We start from the raw sequence: 18,348 nt of genomic DNA, 5'->3' as shown, positions 1-18,348 counted from the left end.
ATAACAAATGCGCTGTGTAGCTTCTGCTAATATAATTATAAAAAAATGCCCGAATAAAAATTCGGGCATTTACCAACCAAAATAAATGTTCTATTAACTAACGTTTTTAAAAAAAACGGCGCAATACTGATTGGGGACAATCATTACATAAAGAATCAACTCCCTTATTTACTCACAATAGCAGTGATTTTGTTTTCGGATTTTGAGATTTCAAAATCTGAAAACAATACTTTGCCTGCGAAAAAAATGAGTGTAATTAAAATTACTAAGCGTTTGAAATTTTTCATGGTTAGTGGTTTAATAGATTTGGTGCCTCTAACTTCGAAAATATTTTTAATCACACAAAGAAAATCGACAGAAAATCGTTAAACAACGTCATTAACGTGTATTTCGTCGATTATTCATGTCGATAAAGTTTAAAATCAAGTTATTACTAGATTTTAAACTTGTGACTTACTTAGTGTTAATCAATAATTTTAAAGCCTGTATATGCTTGTAAAACTTCTGGAATAACAATACCAGCTTCCGTTTGATAGTTTTCTAAGATACCTGCTAAAACTCGTGGTAATGCCAAAGAACTACCATTTAAAGTATGTGCTAATTCGTTTTTACCATCACTATTCTTAAAACGTAGTTTTAAACGATTGGCTTGAAAAGTTTCAAAGTTTGACACCGAAGATATTTCTAACCATCGATCTTGTGCTGTAGAGAATACTTCAAAATCATAAGTCAATGCCGATGTAAATCCTAAATCGCCACCGCAAAGTCTTAATATTCTATAAGGTAATTTTAACTCTTGTAAAATGGTTTTTACATGGGCAACCATCCCGTCCAACGCTTCATAAGATTTTGTTGGATGCTCCACACGTAAAATTTCAACTTTATCAAATTGATGCAATCTGTTTAACCCACGTACATGCGCCCCATAACTTCCTGCTTCACGACGAAAACAAGGTGTATAACCTGTAATACTAACAGGCAATTCACTTTCATTTAAAACCACATCTCTAAAAATGTTGGTTCCTGGTACTTCTGCCGTTGGAATTAAATATAAATTATCTTCGGTAACGTGATACATTTGCCCTTCCTTATCTGGCAATTGCCCTGTACCAAAACCAGACGCTTCGTTTACTAAGTGTGGTAATTGGTATTCGGTATAACCCGCAGCCGTGTTTTTATCTAAAAAATAAGCAATTAAAGCACGTTGTAATCTAGCACCTTTGCCTTTATAAACAGGAAATCCTGCACCAGCAATTTTATTACCCAATTCAAAATCGATGATATCGTATTTTTTAGCTAATTCCCAATGCGGTAAAGCACCTTCATGCAACACAGGAATAGCGCCTTCTTTAAAAACCTCTAAATTATCAGTATCTGCAGTTCCGTTTGGCACCATTTCATTTGGAACATTCGGAATTTTATAAAGCAATTGATTTAACTCGTCTGATTTCGTATTAAGGGCATCATTCAATTCTTTAGATGTTTCCTTTAACTGACTTGTTTTTTCCTTTAAAATATTGGCTTTTTGTGCTTCGCCAGATTTGTACAAGTTGCCTATTTCTTTTGAAAGCGCGTTCGATTCTGCCAAGGTATTATCTAACTCGGTTTGAATGCGTCTTCTTTCTTCATCAAAAGAAATAACATCATTTATCATTTGAGTAGCATCTATATTTCGTTTTGCTAATCTAGTTATTACTAAATCTTTGTTTTCTCTAATAAAAGGGACTTGTAACATGTCTTGAAAATTTAAGCGACAAATTTAATGAATTGCGCATATAATTGGACTTCTTTTGAAAGTAAAATCAAATTAATAGTTTGAAAGTAACCTGCGATACTGAAACAGGCTCCATTCAACCAAAATTCTAATTAAAATGAGATTTTATATAGCTAAGAGACACCTCTTTGTCTTTTAATAATTGATCTTTTAAAGCATTAACCGATTCGAATTTTTGCTCGTCACGTAGGCGATGTAACAAATCTATTTGAACGGTTTTACTATAAATATTTTTGTTGAAATCGAAAAAGTGAACTTCTATGGTTTCTTCTTGCCCTTCCACCGTTGGGTTAAAGCCAATATTCATCATACCATAAACCAACTTCTTATTTATAACGGCACTCACCACGTAAGCACCATGTTTAGGAATTAGTTTATAGTCTTCAGCAATTTGAATATTTGCTGTTGGGTAATCAATTTGTCTACCCAAAGCTTTGCCTTCTACCACTTTTCCGGTTAACATAAACGGATAGCCCAAAAAGGCATTGGCTTTAGCAATATCGCCTTCCTCTAACGCTTTTCTAATTTTTGTAGAACTTACCGCGACATCGTCAATATCTTGAGCTGAAATTTCTTCCACCTCAAAACCATACAAATCGCCAAACTTCTTCAAGTCATTAATATCGGCATTTCTATTTCTACCAAACCGGTGATCATACCCAATAATTACTTTTTTAACATTGAGTGTGTCTACTAAAATTTTCTTCACAAAATCTTCAGCAGACAGTCGGGAGAAGGCTTTGGTGAATTTTTTAATAAGCAAGTAATCTAAACCTAGGGCGTCTAGAATAGCACCACGCTCGGTTATGGTGTTTATTAATTTAATACCCGAATCTTTTTGCAACACCATACGCGGATGCGGAAAAAAAGTAAGGATAACCGATTTTAATTGGGTTTGATTTCCAATATTAATTAAACGCTTCACTATTTTTTGATGCCCAACATGGACCCCATCAAAAGTACCTATAGTAACTATACTAGGTTCTACAGATTTATATGCGTTGATATTTTTAATTTTGCTCATAACAAGCAGTTAATTGCTATTTTGATTAAAAAAAGCTAAATTTGGTATTCGTGTTCAATAAAAACAGCCCCAAATACTTTTTATGAAAGCAAAACTACATTATGTTTTATCAATAGCAATATTTTTGTCTATCTTTTCGGTGTCTTCTCAAAATTCTTCTTGGAAAAAAATTGAAAGCTCCAAAAATTCTGATATCATTTCAAAATTACATTTAGATGAAAAGAAGGTTCTTAATTTCGAACTTAACACCGCCTCGTTAACAGAATCACTTACAGGAACTATTGGAAGAAACTCTAAAACAAAACAAAAATCGACGGTTATTTCTATTCCTGGAGAAGCAGGCACTTTAGAAACTTTTAAAGTGTATGAAGCCTCTGTATTCGCACCAAGTTTAGCAGCGAAATACCCCGATATTAAATCGTATGTTGGTGTAAGTACAACAAATTCTGGAGCCCGCTTGCGTATGAGTGTGTCGCCACAAGGCGTGCAAACCATGATTTCTTATAGTGATAACGCAATGGTTTTTATGCAACCTACTACAAAAGGTTCTAAGGAATATATATTATATAATAGAAGCGCTAAAGAATTTACAAAAGATAGATTTGAATGTAAAACGTTTGACGAGGTTAATAAAACATTTAGTAAAAGCGGATTCATTTCAAAAACAACCTTGAACGAAGGAGGTGCCAACAACAAAACACTTCAAAAATTCAGAATCGCCATTTCTACAACTTCGGAATATACAGAATATCATAACGACAAAAATGATTTAAATGGTGATGCCATTGCTGATGCTCTAGCTGCTATTAATGTAACTTTAAGTCGTGTTAACGAAATATTTGAAACAGACATGGCTGTTACTTTCGAACTTATTGATGCGACACAGTTGATTTATACGAATGCGACAACAGACCCTTACTCTGAAGCCAGTATAGGTGCAAATACCGATAATTTTGAAAGTGCTGAAGGCTGGAGTCTTCAACTTCAAAACACACTATCTAACGAGTTAGGAGCTACCATTCTTCAAGCCAATGCTGCTTATGATATTGGACACTTATTTGGAGCTACTGGTGGTGGCGGTATTGCAGGGTGCATTGGTTGTGTATGCGACGATGATACCATTAGTACAACCGACCACAAAAAAGGAAGCGGATTCACCTCGCCGTCTAACGGAGTTCCTGAAGGCGACACTTTTGATATCGATTTTGTAATTCATGAAATAGGGCACCAAATGGGAGCCAGCCATACATTTGCCTACGAAATAGAAGGCGCGGGTGTAAACTCTGAACCAGGAAGTGGCACCACCATTATGGCCTACGCAGGTATTACCGGCTCTAATAATGTTGCGACCAATAGCGGCCCGTATTTTCATTATCACAGTATTAAACAAATACTTGCCAGATTAGCTACTAAAAGCTGTCAAACAACAGAAACAATTACCAACAACCCACCCATAGCTAATGCAGGTGCCGATTTTAGTATCCCCAAAGGAACCGCCTATATTCTAAAAGGAATTGGTACCGATGCGGATGGCACCGACAACCTAACATACTGCTGGGAACAAACAGACAGTGATTTGGTAAGTTATTTAAATTTCGGACCCGATTTAGTTACAGGTTCTACCAACCGATCACTACCACCAACCACAGATTCTAATAGATACATCCCCAAATTAAGCAGTGTATTAGCTGGCAAAACCACACAAACAAACCCGACTTTAGGGAGTGATTGGGAAACAGTTTCCACTGTTGGTCGTACTTTAAATTGGGCCTTAACCATAAGAGATAGAGCCCCTGCTGCTGCAAGTGGTGGCCAAAGTAGTTTTGATACTATGAAAATTACGGTTGAAGATGTAACACCCTTTACAGTAACGAACCCCACATCATGGGTTCAAGGTGGCAACGTAACTATAAATTGGGAAATTGGACAAACTAAAAACGCGACTATAAACTGCCAGAACGTAAACATTAAGTTATCGACTGATGGCGGATTAACATTCCCAATCACTATTGCGTCCAACACGCCTAATGATGGTACACACACCTATACCGTGCCTTCAATTCCAGATACAGACACAGCAAGACTATACATTGAAGCTGCTGATAATATTTTTTATGACGTTTCTAATTTTGATTTCTCAATTTCCGCTGAGCCCAATTTTTTCATGGTTGAAGAAACTCTAGACCCTATTGCATGCGCAGCAACAACCGCTACTTTTCATTTTGATTATGTAACAGCTAACGGTTTTTCTGAAAATACCGTATTTAGCGCTTCCGGACACCCAAGTGGTTCTTCGGTTACCTTTTCGCCTACAAATTTAAGTACTTCTGGATCTGTAACTATGACTATTAGTAATTTATCTGGAGCAACTTTAGGCGACTACACCATTACCCTTACAGGTACAGCAACAACCAAAACTAAAACCAAGGATTTAAATTTCCCGTATTACAACAACCATTGTAAATCTATTGCAAACACGTCGTTCAACACAAGTACATCATTAGTACTTTTCAACACTATTAACAACTTTTCTACCAAACCGTCTGGCTACTCAAATTACCAAAGTATTTCTACTAATGTAAAAAGAGATAACACTTACAATTTAAGCGTGAACGCTAATACAGATGGAGACTTTACTACAACTACCAAAGTTTGGATAGACTGGAACCAGAACTGTAGTTTTGATGATGCTGGAGAGGAATATATTTTAGGTGATACTACCAATAAAACAAATGGAGCCACAAGCAATTCACCGCTTTCAATTACGGTTCCTGTGGGAGCTAATTTAGGAAACACTGTCATGAGGGTGACCACCAAATATAAAGATGGCTCACAACCAACCGCCTGCGAAAATAGTTTTGATGGTGAAGTTGAAGATTACACACTAAGCATTATGCCAACACTTGCTATTGAGGAATTTGGTTTTGAGAACTTCTCTGTATATCCCAACCCTAATAACGGCAAGTTTATTATAAAATTAAATGGATCTTTAGAACGCGCTGTAAACACCTCTGTTTATGATATGAGAGGCAGACGTATTTATGAAAATGAATTCCCTAATGGTGGCGATTTCCGTCAAGAATTACAATTAAATAATATACAATCGGGTATGTACTTATTAATTGTGAGTGATGGTTTGAGGAAATCTACAAAGAAAATTATTATTGAGTAAAAGGGAGTGTTTAAAAGCCAAATATTAACGTCATTGCTAGGTACGAAGCCATCTCATCATTCAACCTGAATGTGCTTTGAAGCATACAACTTGAGATTGTTTCGTACCTAGCCTTGACGATTTACTCGTAGTAATGAGGCTTACAATTTATTTACCATTGAAGGTATTCATGGTTATATTGATGCCTGCCAACCCGAAGGATTTAATTATTTCGATGGATGTATCTAGACGCTCTTTCAGTTCTTGGTTTTCTTCATCGGTCCATTCACCCAACACATAATCTACTTGTTGCCCTTTATTAAAAGCGTCGCTTATACCAAACCTAAAACGGTTGTAGGCTGCTGTGTTTAATTTGGCTTGAATGTCTTTTAGTCCGTTATGGCCACCATCGCTTCCTTTGGTTTTTACACGAATACTTCCGAAAGACAGGTTTAAATCATCGGTTATTACCAACAAATTTTCTAACGGAATATTTTCTTTAGTTAACCAATATACCACTGCCTTTCCGCTTAGATTCATGTAGGTACTTGGCTTTAGAAAAATGAAGGTTCTACCTTTTAGTTTATAGGTGGCAACATCACCTAGTTTTTGCGTTTGAAATGTGATGTTCTCTTGGGCTGCAAAATGGTCTAATATTTTGAATCCTATATTATGTCGGGTATTGGCATATTCTGCGCCAATATTTCCTAGACCAACTATTAAATATTTTTTCATTGTGTCTTGTTGTTCGCTTTGCGGTTTCTTTTTAAATATGTTTGATAAAAACTGCCACATGGTTTTGTTTTTTGATTGCTGATACCTGCGTTAGGGATAGTAGTGGAAAGCCCACAGCGCCCCGCCTTTTCGGGGGAGCGAGGACTTGTAACGTATAGCCCGACCCTTGTGGTAACGCCCAAATTTTTAATTGCTTTACTTTTTATACACCAGTGGTTTGTATTAACTGTGTAAAAATAAAAAAGCATCCTGAATAATTCAGGATGCTTTTAATATTTAATATAAGAATGTATTTATTCTTGAGTAGCTTCTGCTTCTGGTGCAGCTTCTGCTCCTTCTGCTCCTTCTTCTTCATCCTCATCATCGATAATTGCAGCTCTAGAACGTCTTACAAGACATACTACTGTATTATCTGGGTGCATGAATTTGTATGCTTCATTCTCTAAAGTAGTAACATAAAGTTTACTTCCAATTTTAAGAGGCGTAATATCTGCTTCGATAAAATCTGGCAAGTTAGCTGGTAACGCTTTAACACGTAAACTACGTTTGTTTTTACGTAATACACCACCATTTTTAACACCACGAGAGTTTCCAACAAATACTACAGGAATATCCATAGAGATTTCTCTGTCTTCGAATAACTGGTAAAAATCGATGTGTAGAATTTTATCTGTTACTGGGTGAAATTGGATGTCTTGTAGAATTGCGTTGTATTTATCGCCATTTTCTAAAACAATCACAACTGTGTGCGCATTAGGTGTATAGACAAGATGAGAGAACGCTAATTCTTCTGCATTAAAATGAACTGGCTTGTCTCCTCCGTATAATACGCAAGGAACCTGACCAGCATTACGTAAGGCTTTAGTTGCTTTTTTGCCCACGCTTTCTCTTTGAGATCCGTTGATTGTAATTGACTTCATTTTTAAAATATATAGTTATTAATAATTATTCTTTTTTGGTAAGCCTTTTAAAGCTTACATCACAAATTTTGAACTGATAGATTTGTTGTTGTGTACTTTTTCCATAACCTCTGCAAATAAATCTGCACAGCTTAAAACTTTAATTTTATCACTTAACGGTTTAACAGGTATAGAATCGGTTACTATAAGTTCTTCTAGTTTTGAATTGTTTATATTATCGTAAGCTTTTCCAGATAATATAGGGTGTGTACAAATGGCTCTTACACTAAGTGCGCCACGTTCCATCATTAAATCGGCTGCTTTGGTTAAGGTTCCTGCGGTATCAACCATATCATCAACCAACACTACGTTTTTACCAGTTACATCACCAATTAATTCCATGTGCGAAATAATATTGGCTTTTGCACGCTGCTTATAACATATTACAACATCGCTTCCTAATGCTTTTGAATAGGCATAGGCTCTTTTAGAACCACCCATATCTGGTGAAGCAATAGTTAGGTTGTCTAGTTTTAAACTTTGTAAATAAGGCAAGAAAATAGTGGATGCAAATAAATGATCTACAGGTTTTTCGAAGAAACCTTGTATTTGGTCTGCATGCAAATCCATAGTGATAATACGCGTTGCGCCTGCTGCTTCCAACATTTTAGCAACTAATTTCGCTGCAATTGGCACTCTTGGTTTATCTTTTCTGTCTTGTCTTGCCCATCCAAAATAAGGTAACACTGCGGTAATGTGTCTTGCTGAAGCGCGTTTCGCAGCATCAATCATTAACAACATTTCCATTAAATTTTCAGCGCCAGGATTGGTAGACCCTATTATGAAAATACGGGTTCCTCTAATAGATTCTTCGTAAGATGGCTGAAACTCGCCATCGCTATAAGTAGAGGTAATAACATTACCTAATTCTACTCCAAATGATTTAGCAATTTTCTCTCCAAGTACTTTACTTTGAGTACACGCAAAAATTTTAGCTTCAGTAATCACAAGTGGCATAGTTAACATGTTGTTTTATAGCGTAAAAGCACGCCTTATTTTAAACGAGGTGCAAATTTATGCATTTATTTTAACCTAAAAAGTATATTGCGCAGTATTTTTATGAATAATATGGAAAAAATATATATTTTTGCAGTCGTATTCAAGCTCAAGTGGCGGAATTGGTAGACGCGCCGGATTCAAAATCCGGTTCTTCGGAGTGCGGGTTCGATTCCCGCCTTGAGTACTTTTAAGACCTATAAAATATTAATAATCAATATTTTATAGGTTTTTTTATTGGTTTTATGCCGAAATTTTGCCGAAAATAAATCTTTTTTTAAAACAGTACTTTAATTATGGTTGGTTAAATTTTATTATTCACTTTAACTTACAATTACATGTTTTGATGAACTATTGAAGAAAATTCACCATTTAATAAAATGAAATTAAAAAATCTATTTACATTAGTTGCTGAAATGGTATTTTAATAATCAGTGTATATAAGAGATTCTGAATAGTTAATATAACAAATGCTTATAAAAAAGCAGACGCGTTATCCATTTAATTTAAAGGTTTTATAGGTTCTAAAAAAGAATAGAAATGAACGAATCAACTACAAGAAAAGAACTAATAGATATACATCTCAAAGAAGCTGGATGGGATGTTGTTGACAGAACTCAAGTAGTTGCTGAATTCGTAGTTAATAATGTTAATGAGACAAGTGAAACCTATAGTAACAATCAATTCGCTGACTATGTTTTACTAGGCAAAAATGGTAAGCCTATAGCAGTTGTCGAAGCAAAAAAATCTTCTAAAGATGCTAATATTGGTAAGGAGCAGGCAAAACAATACTGCTACAATATTCAAAAGAAAACCAATGATATTTTACCGTTTTGTTTTTACACTAATGGTCACGACATTTTTTTTTGGGACTTAGAAAATGCACCTCCAAGAAAAGTTGTTGGCTATCCAACCAGAGAAGATTTGGAACGCTACCAATACATAAGAGAAGCAAAAAAGCCACTTACTAGTGAACTTATAAACACAAAGGTTGCAGGTAGAGACTACCAAATAAGAGCTATTCGTTCGGTAATGGATGGACTGGAACAAAAAAGACGAACATTTTTAATAGTAATGGCAACTGGTACAGGTAAAACTAGAACAACCATTGCTTTAGTTGAGGCACTTATGCGAGCAGGCTGGGCAGAAAAAGCACTGTTCATAGTCGATAGAATAGCATTAAGAGACCAAGCACTTGAGGCTTTTAAGGAACATTTACCTAACGAACCTAGATGGCCTAAACAAGGAGAGAAAAGTATTGCAAAGGATAGACGAATTTATATTTCAACATATCCAACAATGCTCAATATTGTTCGAGAAGAAAAAGAAACCTTATCACCTCACTTTTTTGATTTAATAGTAATTGATGAAAGTCATAGAAGTATCTATAACACATACAAAGAAGTCCTAGATTATTTTAATACAATAACTATTGGCTTAACAGCTACCCCAACAGATGTAATTGACCACAACACCTTTAAAATATTTAATTGTGAAGATGGTTTACCTTCTTTTGCTTACACTTATGAAGAAGCTGTAAATAATGTACCTCCCTATTTGTGCAATTTTCAAGTAATGAAAATTAAAACCAAATTTCAAACGGATGGCATTAGTAAAAGAACGATTTCTTTAGAAGATCAAAAAAAACTAATTCTTGAAGGAAAAGAAGTTGCGGAAATTAATTTTGAAGGAACGGAACTTGAAAAGAAAGTTATTAATAAAGGCACGAATACTTTAATTGTAAAGGAATTTATGGAGGAATCCATAAAAGACATCAATGGTGTATTGCCTGGGAAAACAATATTTTTCTGTGCCAATATTGCTCACGCAAGACGTATTGAAGAAATATTTGACCAACTCTATCCACAATACAATGGTGAGTTAGCCAAAGTAATGGTTTCTGAAGATTCAAGAGTTCACGGAAAAGGTGGTTTACTAGACCAGTTTAAAAAGAAAGATTTTCCGAGAGTTGCTATCAGTGTAGATATGTTAGATACTGGTATTGATATTAGAGAGTTGGTAAACTTAGTATTTGCTAAACCAGTATACTCTTACACTAAATTTTGGCAAATGATAGGTAGAGGAACTCGATTGCTAGAACCTACTCAAATGAAATCTTGGTGTACGGAAAAAGACGTGTTTTTAATTTTAGATTGTTGGGATAATTTTGAATACTTCAAGCTAAAGCCGAAAGGAAAAGAACTAAAACAAGGCATACCTATACCAGTAAAATTATTTGGTTTAAGGCTGAAAAAATTAGATGCAGCTATAGAAGCTAGTGCACAAGAAACCATTTTAGAAGAAAGTAAAAGACTTCTAAAACAAATAGCATTGCTATCTGCAAACTCAATAGTCATAAAAGATAATAGCAAAGCGGTTTCAAACGTTAACGACCCAAATTTTTGGGAGGATATAAATTCTGATAAAATAAACTTCTTAAAAGCTGAAATACTTCCTCTAATGCGAACTATTTCTGGCGTAGACTATAAAGCTATGCGTTTTGAGAAAGATGTTTTGGAGGTTTCTTTGGCTAAAATGCAAAATGAAGCAGAAAAGTACGATATGCTTAAAGGTGCTTTAATAGAACGTATTTCTGATTTACCGCTATCATTAAACATAGTAGCTAAACAACAGGAGCTTATTAAAGATGCTCAACGCAATCATTTCTGGAACAACATTAAAGAAAATGATTTCAATAATTTAATTGATAAATTATCTCCATTAGCTAGATATATTGATACTAGAGACACTACCTCTGGACCTTCTAAATTTAACTTTGAAGACGAACTCGTAGCCAAAGAAATGGTAGAGTTTGGACCACAAAATGAAGCAGTAAGTATTACTCGTTACAAAGAAATGGTAGAGGAAAAAATAAGAGAGTTAACCGACTCAAATCCAATACTTCAAAAAATAATTGGTGGTAATGCGATAACTGAAGAAGAAGTGGAAACACTAGCTCAAGAATTACACGAAGAAAACCCACATATTACCATTGGATTATTGCAAAGGGTCTATCAAAACAGAAAAGCCAAATTTTTACAGTTTATCAAACATATTTTAGGTCTTGAAGTATTAGAAACATTCAGTGATAGCGTTGCAAATGCTTTTGATGCCTTTGTTAAAGAACATAATTATTTATCTAGCAGACAATTACAGTTTTTAGATATCTTAAAAAAATACATTCTAGAAAAAGGAAACCTAGAAAAGAAAAACTTGATAGAATCGCCATTTACAATGATTCACCCAGAAGGAATAAGAGGCGTATTTTCGCCTAAAGAAATTAACGAAATACTACAACTAACAACAAAAATATTAGCAGCATAATGTTACAAAATAATCCAAAATTAAAAGGTTTAATCGTCAGTCTTTGGAATACCTTCTGGAGTGGCGGTATTGCCAATCCTCTTACTGCAATAGAACAAATCACGTATTTGTTATTTGTGAAAAGATTAGATGAATTAGAAAGTAAAAGAGAACGTGATGCTGTGTTTACAGGAGAAGCGTATGAATCTAAATTTGATGGCGAATACACTCCTTGGATAGATGAAAGTCTTTATCGTCCAAAACCCGATGCTAGCGAAATAGAAAAAACTGCATTATACAAAAAAAGAGAAGAAGCCCTAGCTCCTAGACCAAAAAAAGAATTAAAATGGAGCTTCTTTAGAACTAAACCTGCTGATGAAATGCTTTTACATTTTAGAAACAATGTATTTCCGCATATAAAAGATTTAAATGATGAAACGTCTTCATTTACCAAGTATATGAAGAACGCAGTTTTCATTATAGAAAAACCAAATTTATTGGTAGAATCAGTTAAAAAAGTAGATGAAATATTTTTAGAAATAGCAGAAGACGCAAAAGACGGTAAACAAGCATTTCAAGATATACAAGGTGATGTGTATGAAATGCTACTTAGCGAAATTGCTACGGCAGGTAAAAACGGGCAATTCCGTACACCAAGGCATTTAATAAAATTATTAGCAGAATTAACAGAACCTAAGTTAGGGCATAAAATAGCCGACCCAGCTTGTGGTACTGGTGGGTTTTTATTGGGTGCTTACCAATATATTTTATCAGACTTAGTACGTAAAAAAGAACCCGAATTATTAGTAGCAGATGAAGATGGTTTTGAAAGAGCTTCTATTTCATCTGTTTTAGACGATAAAAACAAGCAAATATTAAACGATTGTTTTTATGGTTTTGATATAGATACCACTATGGTGCGTTTGGGATTAATGAACCTAATGATGCACGGTATAGACAACCCTCATATTGAATACAAAGATTCTTTAAGTAAGAACTACAATGAAACTGGCGATTATGATATAGTATTAGCCAACCCACCTTTTACGGGTAAGTTAGACAAAGGAGATGTAAACCCAGACTTAGGTATTGATACAGGTTCTACAGAACTATTGTTTTTAGCACGAATTTCTAAAATGCTACGTGCTGGTGGTAAAGCTGCGGTAATTATACCAGAAGGAGTTTTATTTGGAAGTTCTAAAGCGCAAAAAGCAACTCGTGAAATTTTATTAAAAGACAACCAACTAGAAGCAGTAATTTCATTACCAGCAGGTGCATTTAAACCCTATACAGGTGTAAAAACAGCTATTTTGGTGTTTACCAAAGTAGAAGAAGACAGTAAAAAATGGCATACGGAAAAAGTTTGGTTTTATGCTATGGAAAATGATGGATATAGTTTAGACGATAACCGAAGAAAATTACCAGAAAACCCATTACCCATTGTAAAAAGTGAATATACAGCTAGAAAAACAACTGAATATCCTGACCGTAAAAACCACTTTTTCGTGCCACTTGCCGAAATACAAGAAAATGACCTAGACTTAAGCCACAACCGTTACAAAGAATATGAATATACTGAGCAAACCTATGAGCCACCAAAAGAGATTTTAGCTAAATTAATTGAAATGGAAAAAGTCATTTTAGCGGATATGGAAGAATTAAATGACTTGATAGGATGATAACTGAAAAATTTGAAAACCTATTTGATTTTGCTAAAAAATCTAAAGTTAAAGCAGGTGATGGAATAGAAGAAGGTAAATACCCTTTTTATACTTCTAGTTCTATTTTAAAAAAACGATTAGATACAGCTCAATATTTTGAAGATGCACTAATATTTGGTACTGGTGGTAGTGCAAGTGTTCATTTTGCAAATGAACCTTTTGCAACTTCAACGGATTGTATTGTAGCTGTCAAAAAAGAAGAGAAAGAATTTAACGAAAAGTTTGTTTATTATTATTTATTCGGAAATATTCATATTCTTGAAAGAGGTTTTAAAGGAGCGGGTTTAAAGCATATTTCTAAAAAATATATTCAGAATCTTGATATTCCGATTTTACCAATAGAAACCCAAAACAAAATAGTATCTCTACTGGACAAAGCTTATGTTTTGGTTAAAAAAAGAGAAGAAAGCATTACGCAATTAGACGAGCTATTAAGAGCTCAGTTTTTGGAGATGTTTGGGGAAGCTCCAACTAATATAAAAAACTGGAAATCTGATGAATTAGGAATATTCTTAGACTTTATGACAAGTGGCTCCAGAGGATGGGCAAAATACTATCGTGAAACTGGTGATAAATTTTTAAGAATTAATAATCTTGGTTACAATAATCTTAATTTAGAGGAACTTAAATTTATTGACACACCCAATACAGCGGAAGCAAAAAGAACTAAAATCCAGCCTAAAGACGTTTTATTATCTATTACAGCTGATTTAGGCAGAACAGCTGTTGTTCCAGATGACATTGGAGATACTTTCATTAACCAACATATTGCCTTATTAAGGTTTAATGATGAATTAAATCCATACTTTATAAGTGCATATATTTCTTCTTTAGGCGGAAGACATTTATTAGAGAGATATAATAAGGGAGCTGCTAAATCAGGCTTAAATTTCAATGATATTAAATCTCTTAATATTCATATTCCACCGATCGAACTCCAAAACCAATTCGAGACTATTTACCGCAACATACAAGCACAAAAGAAAACCTTAATCCAATCTAAAACCGAGTTAGAACATTTGTACAATAGTTTGCTGCAAGAGGCTTATAAGGGCTATATAGAAATTTCGAAAAAAGACGTTAAAAAAAAAGACTCGCTTATGTCTGAAATAAAAAAAAAAGAAGGTGAAAAAGTAGATATAACGAACCTTGATTTGGCTACGTTTTTAGGTATTCCAGATGAAATTATAGCTACACAAGAGAAATGGATATTTGATTTAATCAGTCGTGATGAATTTTATCAATTTTTACTAAAAGACAATTTCACTAAAGATGAGTCTTTTACACTTCAAGATATTGAAGAAAAGCTACATCAATTCTTTTATCACGGAGGAGATATGGATTTTCCAAACACCAATTGGCAGCAAATAATTTTCAAGTTTTTGGAAGCAAAACCACCATTATTACAACAAATATTTGAAGAAGAAACTGCAACGGTAAAACTTAAACTAACAGATGAAACTTTTAAGGCTTAAAATAAATCAAGAAGATGGTTTTAGGTCTTTACAAAAAGATTTTGAGCTGTTTTTTCTTGACAAAAATGACTGGAGGCAAGCAACGGCTTTTAATCCGTATGTATTTGCGGGTAAAAATGGTAGTGGAAAATCAAATGTACTAGAAGCTTTATCAGAAATATTTTATCATTTAGATTGTATTTATCTGAGCAATAAACCTAGTTATTTTAACAATGAAGAAGAATACTCCGGGGATGATTTCGAAGATTTAACAAATGAAGAAAAAATAAACTATGACCCTAAAGTTTATAAAGTCAATGAGTATGAGTTAGAATATTTAATTTTTATTGATAACAAATATTTTACTGAAATAGGTAATAAAAAAGCATTATCTAAATTTGCTCATATACACATTACAAAGAAAGAAAGCTTTAGGCCTATTGTTGAATGGGTAAATAAAACTGATTTTGATTTTGAAGAAAAGCTTTCAAGTTCTCAAATAAAATCATTGTTACCAGAATACGTAGTAGGTTATGCATCAGGGGAAAACGAAACATTAAGTTTCCCTTTTTTTAAAAGTCGCTTTATTCAATATGACGCATATTACAATAATCTTATTACCGAGTCTATAATTGACCCAAGTCCTGAAAGTTCTTTAATTTATGTAGACAAATCTTATAGCCAGTTTATTTTATTAGCTAATTTACTAATGTATACCAATAGTGATTCAGAAAAGGATATTCTATCGCCTTTTAAGGAATATGTTGGTATTGAAGGAATAGACTCTTTTCGGTTAATCATTAAAACAGATATTCTTAAAAAATTTGAAGGCAAGGAATATCCATTATTAAACAATATTGATTTTGATGCAGAAAGAGAAGGCAAAAATACAAGTTCATATTTAGAAAAATTAAAAAAGTGTGCTACTACTTGGTATGAAGAAGAGAATTATGATTTTTATGAAAATGAATCTAACAGCAGTAGCTATCTCATTCTAGATTACAAAGTAAATGAAGCTACTTTTAAAGCTTTTCAATTTCATTTTGAAAACAACCCTTTAAAACTCTTTGAGTTGTTTCAGTTGCTTTTGATATTAGAAATACATTCCGTAAGTCAAGAAAGCAAAAATAACACGTATTCTACAGAGAATATATTTCTAAGTGAATCTATAAACTTTAGACCTATTGAATCTAAAAGGGTATTAAATATCAAAAATTTTGAAATCAAGAAAAAAGGTTTAGAAAAGAATATTTATACTAAGGCATTATCAGATGGAGAACATCAATTTTTACACTCTCTAGGTTTATGTTTATTATTTAAAGACACTCGTAGCTTATTTTTATTAGATGAGCCGGAAACGCATTTTAACCCTAGCTGGAAAGCGAAATTTTTGTCTAGCTTACGCTTTTGTTTCGAGCAACAAGAAAAAGACAGCAACGAAACTATGCGAGAAATGTTAATTACAACACACTCTCCCTATTTACTTTCAGATAGCGATTCTAAGTATGTCCAAGTATTCAAAAAAGGAGAAAAGCCATTTCATCCAGACTTTCAAACTTTTGGAACTTCAATAAACTCAATAGGTATTAAAATATTTAATATGCCCAATACAATTGGTAAGGTTGCACAAAAGCGAATTACCGATTATAAAGAAGAATTAAAAGAAATAAAATCTCCAGATAATTTAGACTTATTCATTTCAAAAGTAAAATCAGAAATGGGGGAATCAGTAGAACGTTTATTGCTATTAAATGATGCTTATAAAAAATTAAAATAATTGAAAATTGTTATTTAACTACACCTACATAACACACGATATTGAAAAACTTCAAGGGTATTTAGACTTTCTATTTACTGATGTTTGGCTCTTTGCTGAAGGCGATTTTCATGCATCAAAATTAGATAAGAATAAAGAATTATATGACATCTATTTAGAATTAGACAAAGTAGATTTTGACCCTGAAAACGCCAAAAAAAATGAGAAAGGTAAATCTGCATATTTTTTTAATAGTTCTATTGAAAAGATATACAAAGCTTTTGCTGATGTGAATGATGATGCTTTCAAGTTAGAACTAATTGACTACTATTCTAACAATAATAATATTGAACAAATATGTAGAGACCCAAAACTTCCTGTTTTAACCTATGATGATTTAAAATCCAAAGAAGCGAATTTACATAAAGAGCTAAAGGCATTTTATGGTAATTTATATGGAAGTGAATCACCATTTAATTTGTCCGATTTTGGTTCTTTAAAAACAAAGCTTCTTCCAACACATTACAAAGAATTTTTCTCTTCTAACAAAAAGGGGAAATGTCCATTCTGCGGTATTAGAGATTTAAAAGGAATACATCATACAAAAAAGGAAGCATATGACCATTACATACCCAAAGGCAACTATCCTTTCAATAGTATAAATTTTAAAAATCTTGCGCCTATGTGCAACGATTGTAATTCAAGTTATAAAGGAACAAAATCCATTATTGGGACAACAACAAATAGAAATAAGGCATTTTATCCATACTCAAATTCTCATCCTGCTATCACTGATTTTAAAATTACTATAGACTTGAATTCCAACGATATTATAAATCTAAAACCAAAAGACTTAGATTTGAAAATAGAATCATTTGGCTTTGATGAGGAAATAGAAGCTTGGCAAAGAGTTTTCGCGATAGATGAGAGATACAAGGCACTATTGTGCAATGAAAGTGAAGGAATCACTTGGTTCACTTCTATTATTGATGGTTACAATACAGCCAAAGCGCTGGGTTCAACTCTGACCAAAGAACAATATTTAGAATCTCAAATAATAGATGCAAAGCATATTCCTTTATCCAGTTATGGTTTTATAAAAAGTGTATTTCTTGAAAAATGTGAATTAATGGGGTTATTTAGATAAAAAAAGAATGCCTATACTACCAGTTTTTAGGAATAAAAAAAGTCAGGATCTAGCTTATTTGAACATGTTGAAGATTACAAATAGGACAAATAAATTGAAAAGAAATTTTTAAAATAGAACTTTTATTGGCTCTTAAAAATGATAATAATTTCATGTCTGTTTATAAATAAAAACATTTAATTCTTATATATATATATTAGATTTTTAAATCTATGATTTTTGTTGCTTTATGGGTGGTTACATACAACAAAATTTGATTGGTGGTTATGATGATTAATGTTGTGTGTTTCCGGGTGTTTTTAGGTTTATTGGTGCTTTCTTGGTTTTT

The 18,348-nt window shown here is 33.3% G+C and carries 11 protein-coding genes and 1 tRNA gene; 7 read left to right on the top strand and 5 right to left on the bottom strand.

Annotated features, from left to right (window positions below):
* Positions 1-463: 463 nt before the first annotated feature.
* Positions 464-1,735 carry a serine--tRNA ligase gene (serS, locus tag Q5N74_RS14810; protein WP_304389725.1) on the bottom strand — a complete coding sequence of 424 codons (1,272 nt, stop codon included), beginning with the start codon at positions 1,733-1,735 and terminating at the stop codon, positions 464-466.
* Between the two features lie 127 nt (positions 1,736-1,862).
* Positions 1,863-2,798 (bottom strand): bifunctional riboflavin kinase/FAD synthetase, encoded by a 936-nt coding sequence (locus Q5N74_RS14805; protein ID WP_304389723.1) that lies wholly within the window; start codon positions 2,796-2,798, stop codon positions 1,863-1,865.
* A gap of 82 nt (positions 2,799-2,880) precedes the next feature.
* Here Q5N74_RS14805 and Q5N74_RS14800 point away from each other — a divergent pair, with 82 nt between their 5' ends.
* Positions 2,881-5,970, top strand: coding sequence for a reprolysin-like metallopeptidase (locus Q5N74_RS14800; RefSeq protein ID WP_304389721.1), 3,090 nt, complete (start codon positions 2,881-2,883; stop codon positions 5,968-5,970).
* A 147-nt stretch (positions 5,971-6,117) separates the two neighbouring features.
* Here the strand turns inward: Q5N74_RS14800 and pth are convergent, their stop codons facing one another.
* From pth to Q5N74_RS14785, 3 genes are all read right to left on the bottom strand, one after another.
* Complete coding sequence (pth, locus tag Q5N74_RS14795) at positions 6,118-6,744, bottom strand: aminoacyl-tRNA hydrolase (protein ID WP_304389717.1); 627 nt, start codon at positions 6,742-6,744, stop codon at positions 6,118-6,120.
* A gap of 233 nt (positions 6,745-6,977) precedes the next feature.
* Positions 6,978-7,604: a 50S ribosomal protein L25/general stress protein Ctc gene (locus Q5N74_RS14790; RefSeq protein WP_304389714.1), complete on the bottom strand. Its 627-nt coding sequence runs from the start codon at positions 7,602-7,604 to the stop codon at positions 6,978-6,980.
* Between the two features lie 54 nt (positions 7,605-7,658).
* Entirely contained in the window at positions 7,659-8,600 is a 942-nt protein-coding gene (locus Q5N74_RS14785) for a ribose-phosphate pyrophosphokinase (protein WP_304389713.1), read from the bottom strand.
* A gap of 146 nt (positions 8,601-8,746) precedes the next feature.
* Here Q5N74_RS14785 and Q5N74_RS14780 point away from each other — a divergent pair.
* The 6 genes from Q5N74_RS14780 to Q5N74_RS14755 all read left to right on the top strand — a co-directional run bounded on the left by Q5N74_RS14780 (position 8,747) and on the right by Q5N74_RS14755 (position 18,020).
* Positions 8,747-8,826, top strand: a tRNA-Leu gene (locus Q5N74_RS14780).
* Between the two features lie 353 nt (positions 8,827-9,179).
* Entirely contained in the window at positions 9,180-11,963 is a 2,784-nt protein-coding gene (locus Q5N74_RS14775) for a DEAD/DEAH box helicase family protein (protein WP_304389712.1), read from the top strand.
* Positions 11,963-13,621 carry a type I restriction-modification system subunit M gene (locus Q5N74_RS14770; protein WP_304389711.1) on the top strand — a complete coding sequence of 553 codons (1,659 nt, stop codon included), beginning with the start codon at positions 11,963-11,965 and terminating at the stop codon, positions 13,619-13,621. The genes Q5N74_RS14775 and Q5N74_RS14770 overlap by 1 nt, the downstream gene beginning before the upstream one ends.
* Positions 13,618-15,138 carry a restriction endonuclease subunit S gene (locus Q5N74_RS14765; protein WP_304389710.1) on the top strand — a complete coding sequence of 507 codons (1,521 nt, stop codon included), beginning with the start codon at positions 13,618-13,620 and terminating at the stop codon, positions 15,136-15,138. Before Q5N74_RS14770 ends, Q5N74_RS14765 begins: the two co-directional genes overlap by 4 nt.
* Positions 15,119-16,894, top strand: coding sequence for a restriction system-associated AAA family ATPase (locus Q5N74_RS14760; RefSeq protein ID WP_304389709.1), 1,776 nt, complete (start codon positions 15,119-15,121; stop codon positions 16,892-16,894). Before Q5N74_RS14765 ends, Q5N74_RS14760 begins: the two co-directional genes overlap by 20 nt.
* A 7-nt stretch (positions 16,895-16,901) precedes the next feature.
* Entirely contained in the window at positions 16,902-18,020 is a 1,119-nt protein-coding gene (locus Q5N74_RS14755; protein WP_304389708.1) for an HNH endonuclease, read from the top strand.
* Positions 18,021-18,348: the final 328 nt, after the last annotated feature.

Origin of the sequence: Mariniflexile sp. AS56 (assembly GCF_030552475.1) — a bacterium.
GTDB lineage: Bacteria > Bacteroidota > Bacteroidia > Flavobacteriales > Flavobacteriaceae > Mariniflexile.
Note: the sequence above shows the minus strand (reverse complement) of the source record. Positions and strands in the feature narration are given on the sequence as shown.

Coding starts and splice junctions, on each gene's coding strand:
- serS (WP_304389725.1), bottom strand. CDS start 1,735: ATGTTACAAGTCCCTTTTATTAGAGAAAACAAAGATTTAGTAATAACT.
- Q5N74_RS14805 (WP_304389723.1), bottom strand. CDS start 2,798: ATGAGCAAAATTAAAAATATCAACGCATATAAATCTGTAGAACCTAGT.
- Q5N74_RS14800 (WP_304389721.1), top strand. CDS start 2,881: ATGAAAGCAAAACTACATTATGTTTTATCAATAGCAATATTTTTGTCT.
- pth (WP_304389717.1), bottom strand. CDS start 6,744: ATGTGGCAGTTTTTATCAAACATATTTAAAAAGAAACCGCAAAGCGAA.
- Q5N74_RS14790 (WP_304389714.1), bottom strand. CDS start 7,604: ATGAAGTCAATTACAATCAACGGATCTCAAAGAGAAAGCGTGGGCAAA.
- Q5N74_RS14785 (WP_304389713.1), bottom strand. CDS start 8,600: ATGCCACTTGTGATTACTGAAGCTAAAATTTTTGCGTGTACTCAAAGT.
- Q5N74_RS14775 (WP_304389712.1), top strand. CDS start 9,180: ATGAACGAATCAACTACAAGAAAAGAACTAATAGATATACATCTCAAA.
- Q5N74_RS14770 (WP_304389711.1), top strand. CDS start 11,963: ATGTTACAAAATAATCCAAAATTAAAAGGTTTAATCGTCAGTCTTTGG.
- Q5N74_RS14765 (WP_304389710.1), top strand. CDS start 13,618: ATGATAACTGAAAAATTTGAAAACCTATTTGATTTTGCTAAAAAATCT.
- Q5N74_RS14760 (WP_304389709.1), top strand. CDS start 15,119: ATGAAACTTTTAAGGCTTAAAATAAATCAAGAAGATGGTTTTAGGTCT.